Source organism: Belnapia sp. (assembly GCF_059504005.1).
On record NZ_JCACHU010000178.1, the window covers coordinates 1 to 14,063 of the forward strand.

Annotated in this window: 14 protein-coding genes, 1 tRNA gene and 2 pseudogenes; 8 read left to right on the forward strand and 9 right to left on the reverse strand. The window is 72.5% G+C overall.

All coding sequences use genetic code 11. The features are described 5' to 3' along the window. Positions 1 to 50: 50 nt before the first annotated feature. The 3 genes from AC5JJ1_RS28000 to AC5JJ1_RS28010 all read right to left on the reverse strand — a co-directional run bounded on the left by AC5JJ1_RS28000 (position 51) and on the right by AC5JJ1_RS28010 (position 2,769). Entirely contained in the window at positions 51 to 551 is a 501-nt protein-coding gene (locus AC5JJ1_RS28000) for a VOC family protein (protein WP_495788403.1), read from the reverse strand. A gap of 99 nt (positions 552 to 650) precedes the next feature. Then, entirely contained in the window at positions 651 to 1,532 is an 882-nt protein-coding gene (rpoH, locus tag AC5JJ1_RS28005) for an RNA polymerase sigma factor RpoH (protein ID WP_495788404.1), read from the reverse strand. Between the two features lie 241 nt (positions 1,533 to 1,773). Next, the gene (locus tag AC5JJ1_RS28010; RefSeq protein ID WP_495788405.1) at positions 1,774 to 2,769 is read right to left on the reverse strand and encodes an RluA family pseudouridine synthase; all 996 of its coding nucleotides are present in this window, start codon (positions 2,767 to 2,769) and stop codon (positions 1,774 to 1,776) included. Between AC5JJ1_RS28010 and AC5JJ1_RS28015 the strand changes: the two genes are divergently transcribed. From AC5JJ1_RS28015 to AC5JJ1_RS28025, 3 genes are all read left to right on the forward strand, one after another. Continuing rightward, positions 2,756 to 3,031, forward strand: a complete 276-nt coding sequence (locus AC5JJ1_RS28015) for a DUF6476 family protein (RefSeq protein ID WP_495788406.1) — start codon at positions 2,756 to 2,758, stop codon at positions 3,029 to 3,031. The genes AC5JJ1_RS28010 and AC5JJ1_RS28015 overlap by 14 nt on opposite strands. Before the next feature lie 8 nt (positions 3,032 to 3,039). Then, positions 3,040 to 3,189: a DUF2256 domain-containing protein gene (locus tag AC5JJ1_RS28020; RefSeq protein WP_495788407.1), complete on the forward strand. Its 150-nt coding sequence runs from the start codon at positions 3,040 to 3,042 to the stop codon at positions 3,187 to 3,189. A 42-nt stretch (positions 3,190 to 3,231) separates the two neighbouring features. Beyond that, a tRNA-Glu gene (locus AC5JJ1_RS28025) sits at positions 3,232 to 3,307 on the forward strand. 16 nt (positions 3,308 to 3,323) lie between these two features. On the opposite strand, the gene AC5JJ1_RS28030 is transcribed toward AC5JJ1_RS28025, so the two are convergent. Then, the gene (locus tag AC5JJ1_RS28030; RefSeq protein ID WP_495788408.1) at positions 3,324 to 3,812 is read right to left on the reverse strand and encodes a MaoC family dehydratase; all 489 of its coding nucleotides are present in this window, start codon (positions 3,810 to 3,812) and stop codon (positions 3,324 to 3,326) included. A gap of 106 nt (positions 3,813 to 3,918) precedes the next feature. On the opposite strand from AC5JJ1_RS28030, the gene AC5JJ1_RS28035 reads away from it, so the two are divergent. Together AC5JJ1_RS28035 and AC5JJ1_RS28040 are read left to right on the forward strand one after the other, a co-directional pair. Beyond that, positions 3,919 to 5,103: a thiolase C-terminal domain-containing protein gene (locus AC5JJ1_RS28035; RefSeq protein WP_495788409.1), complete on the forward strand. Its 1,185-nt coding sequence runs from the start codon at positions 3,919 to 3,921 to the stop codon at positions 5,101 to 5,103. Further along, positions 5,100 to 5,537 (forward strand): Zn-ribbon domain-containing OB-fold protein, encoded by a 438-nt coding sequence (locus AC5JJ1_RS28040; RefSeq protein ID WP_495788410.1) that lies wholly within the window; start codon positions 5,100 to 5,102, stop codon positions 5,535 to 5,537. The genes AC5JJ1_RS28035 and AC5JJ1_RS28040 overlap by 4 nt, the downstream gene beginning before the upstream one ends. Positions 5,538 to 5,550: 13 nt before the next feature. Here AC5JJ1_RS28040 and AC5JJ1_RS28045 read toward each other — a convergent pair. The 5 genes and pseudogenes from AC5JJ1_RS28045 to AC5JJ1_RS28065 all read right to left on the reverse strand — a co-directional run bounded on the left by AC5JJ1_RS28045 (position 5,551) and on the right by AC5JJ1_RS28065 (position 10,049). Beyond that, positions 5,551 to 6,603 (reverse strand): annotated as a pseudogene (locus AC5JJ1_RS28045) (isocitrate/isopropylmalate dehydrogenase family protein). Positions 6,604 to 6,638: 35 nt separating this feature from the next. Further along, positions 6,639 to 7,410: pseudogene (locus tag AC5JJ1_RS28050) on the reverse strand (substrate-binding domain-containing protein). A gap of 57 nt (positions 7,411 to 7,467) precedes the next feature. After that, complete coding sequence (locus AC5JJ1_RS28055; RefSeq protein ID WP_495788411.1) at positions 7,468 to 8,571, reverse strand: LLM class flavin-dependent oxidoreductase; 1,104 nt, start codon at positions 8,569 to 8,571, stop codon at positions 7,468 to 7,470. 126 nt (positions 8,572 to 8,697) lie between these two features. After that, complete coding sequence (locus tag AC5JJ1_RS28060; protein ID WP_495788412.1) at positions 8,698 to 9,846, reverse strand: acyl-CoA dehydrogenase family protein; 1,149 nt, start codon at positions 9,844 to 9,846, stop codon at positions 8,698 to 8,700. Continuing rightward, complete coding sequence (locus tag AC5JJ1_RS28065) at positions 9,843 to 10,049, reverse strand: hypothetical protein (RefSeq protein ID WP_495788413.1); 207 nt, start codon at positions 10,047 to 10,049, stop codon at positions 9,843 to 9,845. The genes AC5JJ1_RS28060 and AC5JJ1_RS28065 overlap by 4 nt, the downstream gene beginning before the upstream one ends. A 437-nt stretch (positions 10,050 to 10,486) precedes the next feature. Between AC5JJ1_RS28065 and AC5JJ1_RS28070 the strand changes: the two genes are divergently transcribed. From AC5JJ1_RS28070 to AC5JJ1_RS28080, 3 genes are all read left to right on the forward strand, one after another. After that, positions 10,487 to 11,833 (forward strand): hydrolase, encoded by a 1,347-nt coding sequence (locus tag AC5JJ1_RS28070; protein ID WP_495788414.1) that lies wholly within the window; start codon positions 10,487 to 10,489, stop codon positions 11,831 to 11,833. 129 nt (positions 11,834 to 11,962) lie between these two features. Continuing rightward, positions 11,963 to 12,538 carry a TetR/AcrR family transcriptional regulator gene (locus tag AC5JJ1_RS28075; RefSeq protein ID WP_495788415.1) on the forward strand — a complete coding sequence of 192 codons (576 nt, stop codon included), beginning with the start codon at positions 11,963 to 11,965 and terminating at the stop codon, positions 12,536 to 12,538. Between the two features lie 12 nt (positions 12,539 to 12,550). Next, positions 12,551 to 13,846, forward strand: a complete 1,296-nt coding sequence (locus AC5JJ1_RS28080) for an MFS transporter (protein ID WP_495788416.1) — start codon at positions 12,551 to 12,553, stop codon at positions 13,844 to 13,846. The last annotated feature ends 217 nt before the right edge of the window (positions 13,847 to 14,063 follow it).

The window sequence follows — 14,063 nt, forward strand, 5'->3', positions numbered from 1 at the left end:
GACATTCTCGACAAGGTCCGTCGAGGGAAACAAGTGTTGGAGTCAGAACACTAGGCTGGTGAAGCGGCCTCGGCCAGCAGCGCATCGAGGTCGAGCCGGCGGGTGACCATGGCGAGGCCACCTGCCGCATCCCGCGGCCAGTCCGCTGGCGCACGGTCGCGGTAGAGCTCCACGCCATTGCCGTCCGGGTCGCGGAGATAGATCGCCTCGGAGACGCCATGGTCCGAGGCGCCCTCGAGCGGGATGCCCGCCTCCAGCACCCGCCGCAGCGCGACGGCGAGCGCCGCCCGGTCCGGATAGAGCAGCGCCACGTGGTAGAGGCCCGTGGTGCCGGGCGGCGGCCAGGTGCCGCCCTCGCTCTCCCAAGTATTGAGCGCGATGTGATGGTGGTAGCCGCCGGCAGAGAGGAAGGCGGCGCGGCTGCCCATGTGCTGCTGCACCTCGAGCCCGATCACGTCGCGCCAGAAGCCGAGGGCGCGCTCGAGGTCGGCGACCTTCAGGTGCACATGGCCGATCCGCATGGCGGGATGGGCGGGCGTCGCGTCGGGCATCGGATGATCTCCTTCGCCCAAAACAATGGCGCCGCCCCGAGGGCGGCGCCAATCATCATCCGCAATACCGGGTATTCAGGCCGCGAGCCTGCGCTGTCGTCAGACCGCGAGCCTGCGCTCGACGATCTGGTTCTTCATGCTCTTCTGCAGCTTCTCAAAGGCGCGCACCTCAATCTGGCGCACGCGCTCGCGGCTGATGTTGTACTGCTGCGAGAGCTCCTCAAGCGTGGTCGGCTCGTCCTTCAGCCGGCGCTCGATCAGGATGTGGCGCTCGCGCTCGTTGAGCGTCTTCAGCGCCTCGCCCAGCAGCATGCGGCGGTTGGACAAGTCCTCGCGGTCGGAGAGCTCGCTCTCCTGCGTCTCCTGCTCGTCCACCAGCCAGTCCTGCCACTCGCCCTCGCTGTCGGCGCGGACGGGCGCGTTGAGGCTGTGGTCGGGCGAGGCGAGGCGCCGGTTCATCGACACCACGTCCTGCTCGGGCACCTGCAGCACGCGGGCGATCTTCGCCACCTGCTCGTTCTGCAGGTCGCCATCCTCCAGCGCCGACATCTGCGCCTTCAGCCGGCGGAGGTTGAAGAACAGCTTTTTCTGCGCGGCGGTCGTGCCCATCTTCACGAGCGACCAGCTGTGCAGGATGTATTCCTGGATGGCGGCGCGAATCCACCACATGGCATAGGTGGCCAGGCGGAAGCCGCGGTCCGGATCGAACCGCTTCACCGCCTGCATCATGCCGACATTGCCCTCGGAGATCAGCTCGCCGACCGGCAGCCCATAGCCGCGATAGCCCATGGCGATCTTGGCGACGAGGCGAAGGTGGCTGGTGACGAGCTTATGCGCGGCCCGCTCATCGCCATGCTCTTTCCACCGTTTGGCGAGCTCCAGCTCCTCCTCCGGGGCGAGCATCGGAAATTTCCGAATCTCCTGGAGGTAGCGCGAGAGGTTGCCTTCGGGGGCAATGGGGATAACAGAGCTGGAAGCCATAACGGATATCTGCCTCCTGCGCTGGCGAGGCACCCCGTGACGGCGGCACCTTAGACCAGCGACGAATCCGGCAGTTGAACGTGCTCCGGGCCCACCCGACCGCGCCTGCCTCGGTCACGACGAGGCGAGCAAGGCTGCGATATGGGTATCGGCACCCGGGAAACGCTGCCGAGGCGTTTTTTTAGCGAACGTGGTGCCGCGATGCAACAAAAATCCGACTTTCTGGCTCGGTTACTCGGCGTTACGCTCTGCTATCCTCCGAGAGACAGGCCAAAATTCCCGTGAGGTCGGGCGGCGGCGGGACCTGGAAGGACAGCGCCTCGCCCGTCACCGGGTGGCGGAATCCGAGGCTCGCCGCATGCAGCGCCTGGCGCGGGAAGGCCAGCAGCGCCCCGCGCGCCGGCTCCGGCAGCAGCCGCGCCGCGGCCGGGGTGCGGCGGAGATAGACCGGGTCGCCGACCAGAGGATGCCCCCGCTCCGCCAGATGCACGCGGATCTGGTGGGTCCGCCCGGTCGCCAGCCGGCAGCGCAGGAGGGCGCAGGCGGCGCCCCAGGCGCGCTCCGTCGCATAGCGGGTGAGTGCGTGCTTGCCGTTGCGGGTGACGACGGCCATGCGCTTCCGGTCCGCCGGGTGGCGGCCGATATCGCCCTCGATCTCGCCGGCCGGCGGCTGCGGCACGCCCCAGACCAGGGCCAGGTACTCGCGGTCGAGGTCGCGGTTGGCGAAGGTCTCGGACAGGGTCCGCAGCGCCCGCTCGGTTTTGGCGACGACCATGACGCCGGAGGTGTCCTTGTCCAGCCGGTGGACGATGCCCGGCCGCTTCTCGCCGCCGATCCCCTCCAGCTCCTCCCCCGCATGGGCCAGCAGGGCGTTGACCAGCGTGCCGTCCTGGTTGCCCGGCGCCGGGTGGACGACGAGGCCCACCGGCTTGTCGAGCACGATCAGGTCGCGGTCCTCGAAGAGGATGCTCAGCGGGATGTCCTGCGGCAGCGGCAGCGCATCCACCGCGGGGGGGATGGCGAGCGCATAGGTGCTGCCCGCCCGCACGGCCTCGGCCGCGTCGCGCAGCGGTTGGCCGTCCCGCGTCGCGGCGCCGGCCACGATCAGTGCCTTGACGCGGGAGCGGGAGAGCGAACCTATCGCCTCCGCCAGGAAGCGGTCGGCACGGGTGCCGGCGGCCTCGGGGCCCGCGATGGCGGTGATGGTCTCGGAGGGGGTCGCGGTGAGAGCGCTCAAGGTCCTGGTCGTCGTGATGGGGGTGCTGATCGTCGGCGGCACCGTGACCCTGGTTGCGCTCCTCGTCCAGCGGGCGGGCGGCGGCGGGGCCAATACGGCCTGGCAGGCGGCGCTCGACCAGCCGGAGGGCACCCGCATTGCCGGCATCGCCGCCGGCGAGGGCAGCATCGGCATCTGGGTCCAGCGGCCCGATGGCGACCGGGTGCTGGTGGTGGACCCGAAGCGCGGCCGCGTTAGCGGCGAGATCCGCCTCGGCCGATGAAGCCCCCCTTGCCGCAGAAGATCTGCGCCGCCTGCGGCCGCCCCTTCGCCTGGCGGCGCAAATGGGCCCGGGACTGGGAGCAGGTGCGCTTCTGCTCGGATGCCTGCCGCAGCGGTCGCTACGCCCGCGCGAAAGAAAAACGCCGGAAGGACGCTTGATCCCGGCGCCATCCGCGGGTAGAACGCGCGCCTCGCGGCCTCGTCCCCTTCGTCTAGAGGCCTAGGACACCGCCCTCTCACGGCGGTAACAGGGGTTCGAATCCCCTAGGGGACGCCAGCGGCCTTGCTGGCCTTTATTGAGGCACGGCCACCCGCTTCCGGATCACGAAGCGCATCATCCCCTCCAGGACCAGCTCGCGCCGCTGGTTGTGCACCGTGCTGGCGAGGCCGACGGTGCCGCTGCTGCGCCGCGGCGACAGCTCCGCCACCTCGAGCGCCGGGTAGAGCGTGTCGCCCGCGAAGACCGGCTTCAAGAAGCGGCTCGACTGCTCGAGGAAGCCGACCAGCGACTCCTCGACGAGGTAGGGGAACAGCCCGGCGCCCGGCGCGGTCTGGATCAGTGTCTGCAGCCCGTGCGCCAGCATCTGCGGCATGCCGCGGGCGCGGCAGTATTCCGCATCGTAGTGGACAGGGTGGTTGTCCCCGCTCGCCGCCTGGAAGGCGAGGAAGATCGCCTCCGTCATCGTCCGGCTCGGCAGCACGAAGCGCTCGCCCAGGCGGAAATCCTCGAACCAGCGCTGCTCGGGCACCATGCGATGCAGGCGAGGGTCGAACTCGGTCATGCGCGGCCTGTCCTCCGGGGGTGCGGGCTTGTCCATGCCCGGCCCGCATGCACAAGATAGCGCCGCTTACCATAAGCCTGCGAACAATCCAGGGAGGGATGCCGGCATGAGCGAGCGCACGCTGCGCGGCAAGGTCGCCATCGCCGGGATCGGCGAGACGACCTACTACAAGCACGGCAAGTCGCCCGATGCCGAGTTCAAGCTGGCCCTGGAGGCGATCCTCAACGCCTGCCGCGATGCCGGCATCGACCCGCGCGAGGTCGACGGCTTCGCCTCCTACGGCGCCGACCGCTCGGACGGCCCGCGGCTGGCCGCCGCCCTCGGCATCCATGAGCTGCGCTTCTCCAACATGCATTGGGGCGGCGGCGGCGGCGGCGTCGCGGCAGCCGTCGCCAATGCGGCGGCGGCGGTGCATGTGGGGATGGCGAATTGCGTCATCGCCTTCCGCTCCCTGGCGCAGGGCCAGTTCGCGCGCTACGGCCGCGGCGCGCAGGCGGTGGCCGCCGGCGGCGACGATGCCTTCCTCGCACCCTATGGGCTGATGTCCCCCGCGCAGCGCTTCGCCATGAAGATCACCCGCTTCATGACCGAGCACGGCATCCGGCACGAGGCGCTCAGGGCCATCGCGCTGACCTCCTACTTCCATGCCCAGACCAACCCGCGCGCCGTGATGCGCGGCCGGCCGCTCGACGTGGCGAAGTACGAGGACAGCCGATGGATTATCGAGCCCTTCCACCGCCTCTTCGACTGCTGCATGGAGAATGACGGCGCCGCCGCCGTGCTGGTCGTGCCGGCCGAGCGGGCGCGCGACATGCCGCACAAGCCGGCCTACCTGCTCGGCGCGGCGCAGGGCGGGCACCACCGCAGCGCCGCGCCCGTCCACAACGCGCCCGACTATGCCTCGGCGCATTTCCTGACCGTCGCGCGCAACCTCTGGTCCATGGCGCAGCTCGGGCCGCGCGATGTCGACGTGCTGCAGGCCTATGAGAATTTCACCGGCGGCGTGCTGCTCGGCATGATCGAGCACGGCATGGTCTCGGCCGAGGAGGCGAACGAGTTCATGGTGCCGAAGAACCTCCGCTTCGACACCGGCCGCCTGCCGCTCAACACCAGCGGCGGCAACCTCGCCGAATGCTACATGCACGGGCTCGAGATGGTGAACGAGGCGGTGCGACAGCTCCGCGGCGCCGCCCCCAACCAGGTGCGCGATCCGAAGGTGGCGATGGTCATCGGCGGGCCGATGGTCACGCCCGTCAGCAGCCTCATCCTCGGGACGGAGGAGACCCTGTGAGCAAGACCTACCTGCCCGAAGGCCTGCCCGCCCCGGCCCAGGAGCCGGTCGCCCTGCCCTACTGGGAGGGGACACGCGCCGGCCGCCTCGTCATCCAGAAATGCGGCGGCTGCGGCAAGCACCAATGGGGCCCGGAATGGGTCTGCCATCGCTGCCACTCCTTCGACCTCGGCTGGGCCGAGGTGGCGCCGCGCGGCCGCATCTACAGCTGGCAGCGGCCGCACCACCCGGTGCATCCGGCGCTCGCCGGGCACGGCCCCTACCTCATCGTCCTGGTCGAGCTGCCGGAGGCCGATGGCGTGCGCATGGTCGGCAACCTGCTCGGCGACCCGCTCCAGGCGGTCACGATCGGCGCCGAGGTCGAGGCGGTGTTCGAGCCGCATGACGCGGCGACGCCGCCCTACACGCTCGTGCAATGGCGCCTGGCCGGATAGTACGAGAGCCTCATCATCCCCCCGCACCGTCCCGCAGGCCGTGAATCACGGCCCTGGCGAAGTCCATGGTCGAGGCGCTGCCGCCAAGGTCCCGCGTGCGCACCCCGTCGGCGTTCAGCGTCTGGTCCACCGCCCCGCGCAGCCGGGCAGCGAGCGGCTGGCGCCCGGCATGCTCCAGCATCAGCCCGGCGGCCAGCAGCATGGCGAGCGGGTTGGCGATCCCCTTCCCGGCGATGTCGGGCGCCGAGCCGTGCACCGCCTCGAAGATCGCCGCATCGGCGCCGATATTCGCCCCCGGCGCCATGCCGAGCCCGCCGATCAGCCCCGCCGCGAGGTCGGAGAGGATGTCGCCGAAGAGGTTGGTGGTGACGATCACGTCGAAGCGCCAGGGGTCGAGCACCAGCTGCATGGCGCAGGCATCGACGATGCGGTCGTCCCATTCGACGCGGCCGGCATAGCGCGCCGCCACCTCCCGCGCCGTCTCGAGGAAGATGCCGGTCAGCGCCTTCAGCACATTCGCCTTGTGCACCACCGTCACCTTCCTGCGGCCGTTCTTGACCGCGTAGTCGAAGGCGAATTCCAGGATGCGGCGCGAGCCGACGCGGGTGTTGACGCCCGAGGAGATGGCCACCGCATGCGGGTCGCCGTCGATCGGGATGTAGTGCTCGAAGGCGACGTAGAGCCCCTCGATGTTCTCGCGCAGGATGACGAGGTCGATCTCCTCGTAGCGGCCGCCCGGCACCATGCTCTTCGCCGGCCGCAGATTGGCATAGAGGCCGAACTCCTCGCGCAGCCGCACATTGACCGAGCGGAAGCCGCCCCCCACCGGCGTGGTCAGCGGGCCCTTCAGCGCCAGGCGGGTGCGGCGGATGGAGTCGAGCGTCACGCCCGGCAGCGGGTCCCCATGCGCCTCGATGCCGGCCAGCCCGCCTTGCTGTACGTCTCAGGCGAAGGGCGAGCCCAGCGCCTCGAGCACCGCGACCACCGCCTCGGTGACCTCGGGCCCGATGCCGTCGCCCGGGATCAGCGTCGCCGGGATGGCGCCAGCCTTGTCCTGTCCGCTCATGATGGCGCTCCGCCCTGTCCTGGGGTTGACGCGGGCTACCGGCCCGCTCCGGCCTCGACCGGCTTCATGCCGCTCTCGCGGGTCGCCGCCGCCGCCTTGGGCGAGGCGAGAAAGCGCATCAGCTCCCGCGCCGCCTCGGCCTCGCGGCTGCCGGCCAGCACGCCGACGGAGAAGACGGTGATCTGCTGCACGCCCTCCGGCAGCGGCCCGGCCAGGGTGATGCCGGGGATCGGCCTCAGCTCGCTGATCTGCTGGAAGCCGATCTCGGCTTCGCCGCGGGCGACGACGCGGCCCACCTGCTCGGCCGGGACCATGCGCGCCTTGCCCTGCATCTCCGCCTCGATGCCCATGCGGCGGAGCGACGGAGCGCGCAGCGAGCAGCGCCCGGCGCAGCGCCTCGACCGAGCCGACATCCGGCACCGGCGCGCCCTCGCGCACCACGACGCCGATCCCGGAGCGGGCGAGGTGCCTATGGTCCGACGGCGCCACACGGCCGGCCTCGACCAGCCGCTCCAGCGCGTAGCCGACCATGATGACGACATCGATCGCCTCGCCGCGGGCCAGGCGCTGCGGCATCGCGTCCTGCGTCTCGCCCATGGAGGGGCCCCAGCCGCTGATGAGGCGATGGCCGGTGCGGCGCTCGAATTCCGGCCCGAGCACCCTGTTGGCCGCGGCGAAGCCGCCCGAGCTCACCACGTGGATATCGGCCGCCCGGGCCGCCCCAGCGAGCGGCAGCAGCGCCGCGAGGGCGAGCAGGGCGGCGCGGGCCAGCAGCAGGGCAGGTCGCATCATCCAGGTCCTCGCCATCCGCCGGAGCTTGGGCGCAGCCTGCCATGGCGCCCGCCGCCCTGGCCAGGGCGGCGGCTATTCCGCCGCCGCCGCCATCCCCCCGCGCGCCGCAATCGCCGCCCGCGTCGCCGGCAGCAGCACCCGCCCATAGGCCACCGCATCCTCGAGAGGGTCGAAGCCGCGGATCAGGAAGGTCGTCACGCCGAGCGCATGGTAGTCGGCCAGGGTATCGGCGATGCCCTCCGCCGTGCCGACCAGCGCCGTGGTGTTGGCCCCGGCGCCGACGGCCGCCGCCACCTCGGTCCAGAGCCGCTTGTCCCGCACCCGCCCGCCGGCCGCCGCCTCCAGCAGCCGCTGCGAGCCGACGCTCTCCGGCTTCGGCCCGCCGCCGCCCACCGCATCGGCGCGCAGCTCCCGGATGCGGGCGATGATGCGGTCCGCGCGCGCCCAGGCCGCCTCCTCCGTCGCGCCGAGCACCGGCCGGAAGGACATGCTGAAGCGGATCGAGGCCGGATCGCGCCCCGCCCTGGCGAGGCTGGCGCGCACCCGCGCGATGGTCTCCCGCGCCTGGTCCAGCGTCTCGCCCCAGAAAGCGTAGACATCGGCGATGCGCCCGGCGATGTCGATCGCAACGTCGGAGGAGCCGCCGAAGAAGACCGGGATATGCGGCGTCTGGACGGGTTTCACCTCGGAGAAGCCGCCCGCGAAGCGGTAGTAGGTCCCCTCATGGTCGAAGGGCTCGCTCTCCGTCCAGAGCCGCTTCAGCAGCGCCGCGTACTCCTCCGAGCGCGCGTAGCGCTGGCCATGGTCGAGCCAGTCGCCATCCCTCCGCTGCTCCGCCGGGCTGGCGCCGCTGATGATGTGGATCGCCGCCCGCCCGCCGGTGAGCTGATCGAAGGTGGCGAATTGCCGCGCCGCCAGCGTCGGCGCGACGAAGCCCGGCCGGTGCGCCACCATGAAGCCGATGCGGCTGGTCCCCGCCGCCGCATGGCCGGCGACCAGCAGCGCATCCGGCGAGGTGCTGCCCCAGGCGACTAGGATGCGGTCGAACCCCGCCGCCTCATGCGCCTGGGCGAAGCGCTGGATATAGGTCGGGTCGACCACCGCCCCCTGCGGCGGGTGGATCTCGGACTGCGCCCGGTGGGCGATCATCCCGATGAATTCGAGCGGATGGGTCATCCTGGACTCCCTCCCTGGATCATGGTGCGAGCTGCTGCAGCAGTGCCGGCGGCCGCGCGAGGCCGGCCATCGCCAGCCCGCCGAGCGTCACCGAGACGGCCAGCAGGAGGCGCAGCGCGAGGCTCGTCATGCCCGCGCCTCCCCGAGCGCTGCGCGCCCGGCGGCAAGATGCGCCGCATCCTCCGCCGGCGCGTGCATCCGCGCGCATTGCACGTCGCGCCAGTGGCGCTCGAGCGGCAGGGCGCGGTCATGGGCATGGTTGCCGGCGAGCAGCGTCGCCTCCTCCACCGCGCGCACCGCATTCCCGGCGAGCACCACCTTCAGCGCCCCCGCCTCGGCGAGGGAGGGCGGCAGCCCGGCGTCGGCCGCGGCCGCCAGCGCCTCGGTGATGCGCGCATTGGCGGCGAGCAGCCCCTCGATGCGCCCGACCGCCTCCTGCACCCGCGGCAGCGTGGCAAGCGGCGCCCCGAGGCTGCCCGGCGCCCGCGCCCTGACGAAGCCGATGATCCAGTCCCGCGCCGCCCGCGCCACGCCGGTGTAGACGGCAGGCACCAGCACCGCGTTCCACAGCATCTGCACCGGGTCCGGCGCGGCCCGCCCCGGCGGGGCGAGGCCGATGGAATGCCCGGCCGGGACCTCCACCTCCTCGAGGATCACGTCATGGCTGCCCGAGGCGCGCAGGCCGAGATGGTTCCAGGTCTCCTCGATGCGGAGGCCCGGCGCCCCTGCCGGGACGAGGAAGTGGCCGACCAGCGGCGCCTCCTCCCCGGTGCGGGCGAAGACCTCCATCCAGCGAAGCCCCGGCGCGCCCGTTGCGTAGCGCTTGCGGCCGGTGATGGCCCAGCCCATCGCCGTGCGCCGCGCGACCGTCGCCGGCAGCCCGCCCCGCGTCGGCGAGCCGAGTTCCGGCTCCACCCGCAGCGCGTTGATCAGCGCGCCCTCGGCGACGGCCTCGCGCTGCACCCGGCGGCGCAGCGGCTCCGGCCAGGCCGGGCTGCGGGCCAGCGCCGCATGCTTCAGGTACTGCATGGCGAGCACCAGCGCCGTCGCCGGGCAGGCGGCACCGACGCGCTCCACCGCCTCGGCCGCCAGCCGCAGCCCAGCCCCGCCGCCACCGAGCGCCGCCGGCACGGTCAGCCCGAGCAGCCCCGCCCCGCGCAACGCGGCAATGCTGCCCTGCGGGAAGCTCGCCTCCCGGTCATGCCGCACGGCGGCCTCGGCGATGCCCGGCAGCAGCGCCGGCAACGCGGCGAGCGGATGCGGTGCCGCCGTCATCGCTGCACCGCCGGGTGCCGCGCCCTGCCGTCGCGGCCGATGACAAGGCCGGCAACGCGCTCCGCCTCGGCCGGGCTCGGGAAGGTGGCGCCGTCGATATCCTCGACGGCGGGATCGGTGGCGATGAAGCGCCAGGCGGCGGCATGGGCGACGGCGACGCCGAGGAAGCGTCCCTGCACCTCGATGGGGCGTGACGTGTGCATGGCTGGAACTCCCGGCGCGCCGCGGCGCGCCGATCCGGATGGCTGACGGGTCGGATGGAGTGGGGGCGGCGCTCAGCGCCGACAGCGCATCCCGAAACAGGGTCTGGAGGGGAGGCGCTTTAGCCCTTGGTGACGCGGTGCAAGCTGCATCCTTCAAAACCCGCGGAGCCGGGGCGAAATGCCACGGCAACGACATGATTTAGCGATAAGAGACGGTGGATCGTCAATCCCATAAAGCACGATACAGAACGTGCGATTTCACATCGGCGCGACATCATCTTTGGCGGGGCTGCCGCGCGGCCCTCGCGGCCGAGGCACCGGCGACGTGGCCCGCCTGCGGCGGAGGCGGGGCGGCGGGCCGCATGGCAGCCGCCCGGGACCATTGCGCCGCTGCCAGCCCCCTGGGGCCGCCGCCCGCGCCATGCCAGTCTTCCGCCATGCTGATTCCCCGCCGCGCCGCCCTCGCCCTGCCCTTCATCGGGCTTTTTCCCATGGGCATCGCCCGCGCCCAAGCCCCCGCAGGCCCGGTGCCCGTGCTCTTCCTGCACGGCAATGGCGACCACGCCGCGCTCTGGCAGACGACCCTCTGGCGCTTCGAATCCAATGGCTGGCCACGCGAGCACCTCCGCGCGGTGAACTTCCCCGACCCGCTCGCCCGCGATGACGACGCCGTGCCGCAGCCCATGCGCAGCGGCAGCCTCGAGCAGACCGAGCGCCTGGCCGAGTTCGTCCGCGCCGTCCGCGCCGAAACCGGCGCCGCTCGCATCGCGCTGGCCGGCAACAGCCGCGGCGGCAACCCGATCCGCGACTTCGTCGTGCAGCAGGGCGGCGCCTCGCAGGTCTCGCACGCCGTGCTCTGCGGCACGCCCAACCGCGGCGTGATGGACTGGCCCGAGCGCGCCGGCAACGAGTTCAACAGCCGCGGCCCCTTCCTCAGCCGGCTTAATGCCGGGCCGAGCGACGTGGTGCCAGAGACGGCCTTCCTCACCCTCCGCAGCGACAGCAACGACCTCTACGCCCAGCCCCGCGCCATCTGGTCGCCGACGCCGGACCGGCCGACGGGCACCGATGTCGACGGGCCGGAGCTGCGCGGCGCCACCAACCTGGTCCTGCCCGGCCTCGACCACCGCGAGACCGCCTATCACGCCCGCGCCTTCGCCGAGATGGCCCGCTTCATCGCCGGCCGCGCCCCCGCCCGCATCGCCGTGCTGCCCGAGGCGCGGCCGGTGCTGGACGGCCTCGTCACCGGCACCCCCGGCGGGGTGCAGACCAACCGCCCGGTCGAGGGCGCGACGGTCGAGGTCTTCCGCACCGACCCCGAGACCGGCGCGCGGATAGGCGAGGCCATCCACCGCCGCACCACCGGCGCCGACGGGCGCTGGGGCCCCGTCGCGGTGGAGCCGGGCTGGACGCTGGAGGTGGTGGTCGCCGCCCCCGGCCACCCGGTCACCCATATCTACCGCTCGCCCTTCCCGCGCTCCTCCGCGGTGATGCATCTCCGCCCCGCCCGGCCGCTGACCGAGGCGGACCGCGCGGCGGGCGGCGTGCTGCTCTTCACCCGGCCGCGCGGCTATTTCGGCCTGCCGCGCGACACCATCCTGCTCGACGGCCGGACGCCCGGCGACGTGCCGCAGGGCATTGCCCGCGCCGCGACGGCAACCCTCCGCCTGCCCGCCGCCGAGCTCGGCCGGCCCGTCCCTGCCCTCTTCAACGACGAGGGCATCGTCGCCCGCGCCTGGCCCGCGGCCGAGGGACACATCGCGGTCGTCGAGCTCACCTGGTGACGGGGCGGCTCGCCTGGCCGGGGCCGGGCGAGCCACGATGGCCGGGGCGCAGCCGATGCGCCATGCTCCCGGCGGGTCGCGCTTGACATTGATGACGGCCGCCATCAATCTGCCTCCCAGAGGGTGACCATGCGCGTCAGCAAGGCCCAGGCAGCGGCCAACCGGGCCAGGATTCTCGACGAGGCCGCGCGGATGATCCGCGAGGCCGGCATCGCCGGCACCGGCGTCGACGCGATCACCCGCGCCGCGGGCCTCACCCATGGCAGCCTCTACAGCCAGTTCGGCTCGAAGGAGCAGCTGGTGGCCGCAGCGCTGGAGGCCGCCTCCGCCGCCAGCGGCGCCCGGCAGGAGCGCGACCTCGCACCTGGCGGCGGCATCGGCCGCTTCGCCGCCCGGTATCTCTCGCCGCAGCACCGCGACGGGCCGGGCCAGGGCTGCGCCCTGGCCGCCCTCGGCTCCGAGGCCGCCCGCCAGGGCGAGGCCGTGCGCGACGCCTACACGGCCGGGCTGCGCAGCATGGCCGCCCGCCTCGCCGCCGCCATGCCGGAGGGCACGCCGGCGCCCGAGGACCGCGCGCTCGCCGCCGCCGCCACGCTCGTCGGCGCGCTGGTCCTGGCCCGCGCCGTCGACGACCCCGTCCTGTCGGACCGCATCCTCGCGGCCGGCCTCGACCACCTGTCGGCGGGCGACCCGCCCGGCGCCTGAGGATCCTGCCCGATGCTCGCCACCAGCCTCGCCCCCGCCCTCGCCCGCCGCGGCATCCACTACGGATGGGTCATGGTGGCGCTCACCTTCCTGGTCTCGCTTTCCTCCGCCGGTGCCATGGGCATCCTCGGCGCGCTGCTGCTGCCCCTGCAGCGGGAATTCGCCTGGGACACCGGCGCCATCTCCGGGGCGCTCGCCCTTCGGCTGCTGCTCTTCGGCCTGATGGCACCCTTCGCCGCGGCGCTGCTGCAGCGCTACGGCCTCCGGCGCATGGTGGCCGCGGCGCTCTCCCTCGTGCTGCTCGGCGCGCTGCTCTCGCTGCGGATGACCTCGGTCTGGCAGCTCTGGCTCTGCTGGGGGGTGCTGACCGGGCTGGGCACGGGGATGACAGCCCTCGTCCTCGGCGCGACGGTCGCCAACCGCTGGTTCGTCCAGCGTCGCGGCCTGGTGCTCGGCATCCTCACCGCGGCGAATGCCACCGGCCAGCTCGCCTTCCTGCCGCTGGCCGCCTGGCTGGCGCAGAACGAGGGCTGGCGCATCGCCCTGCTGCCCGGCCTCGGCGCCTGCGCCCTCTCCGGCCTGCTGATGTGGCTGCTCGGCCGCGACTACCCGGCCGAGCTCGGCCTCAACGCCTATGGCGAGACGGCGGCGGCCATTGCCCCGCGCCCCGCCGCGCCGGCCGGCAACGCGGTGCGCAACGCCTTCGCCGCGCTGTCCGACGCCGCCCGGACGCGGACCTTCTGGATCCTCTTCGCCACCTTCCTGATCTGCGGCCTCTCCACCAATGGTCTGATCCAGACCCACTTCATCCCGCTCTGCTCGGATTTCGGCATGGCGGAAGTCGAGGCCGCCTCGGTGCTGGCGATGATGGGCGCCTTCGACTTCGTCGGCACCATCGCCTCGGGGTGGCTGTCGGACCGCTACGACAACCGCAAGCTCCTCTTCTGGTACTACGGGCTGCGCGGCCTCTCGCTGCTTTTCCTGCCGATGAGCACCTTCTCGCTCTATGGCCTGTCGATCTTCGCGGTCTTCTACGGGCTGGACTGGATCGCCACCGTCCCGCCGACCGTGAAGCTCGCCGGCCAGGCCTTCGGGCGGGAGCGGGCGCCGCTGGTCTTCGGCTGGGTCTTCACCGCGCACCAGCTCGGCGCCGCCGTCGCCGCGCTCGGCGCCGGGCTGAGCCGCGATGCGCTGGCGAGCTACCTGCCCGCCTTCTACCTCGCCGGTGCCGCCTGCCTGGTGGCGGCGCTGCTGGCGCTCGCCATTCGGCGCCCGCGCCCGGCCATGGCAGTGCCGGCCACGGCCTAGAGCGGGATCCCTTCGCCCTGTCTCACGGACCCCGCTCCCGCCTGTTGTCTGGCTGAGCAAATACCTCCGATCGGGTGATTCGATCTGATCGGAGTTTGCTCAAGTGAGGCCTGAGCGCGGATAGCGCTGGACGGTGGGGCTTGGCTCTGATTCGCTGCGGGTGATCAGCGGCGGAGGCTTCCGTGGCGCGGCGTCGGATTGGCCAGGACACGCTGGT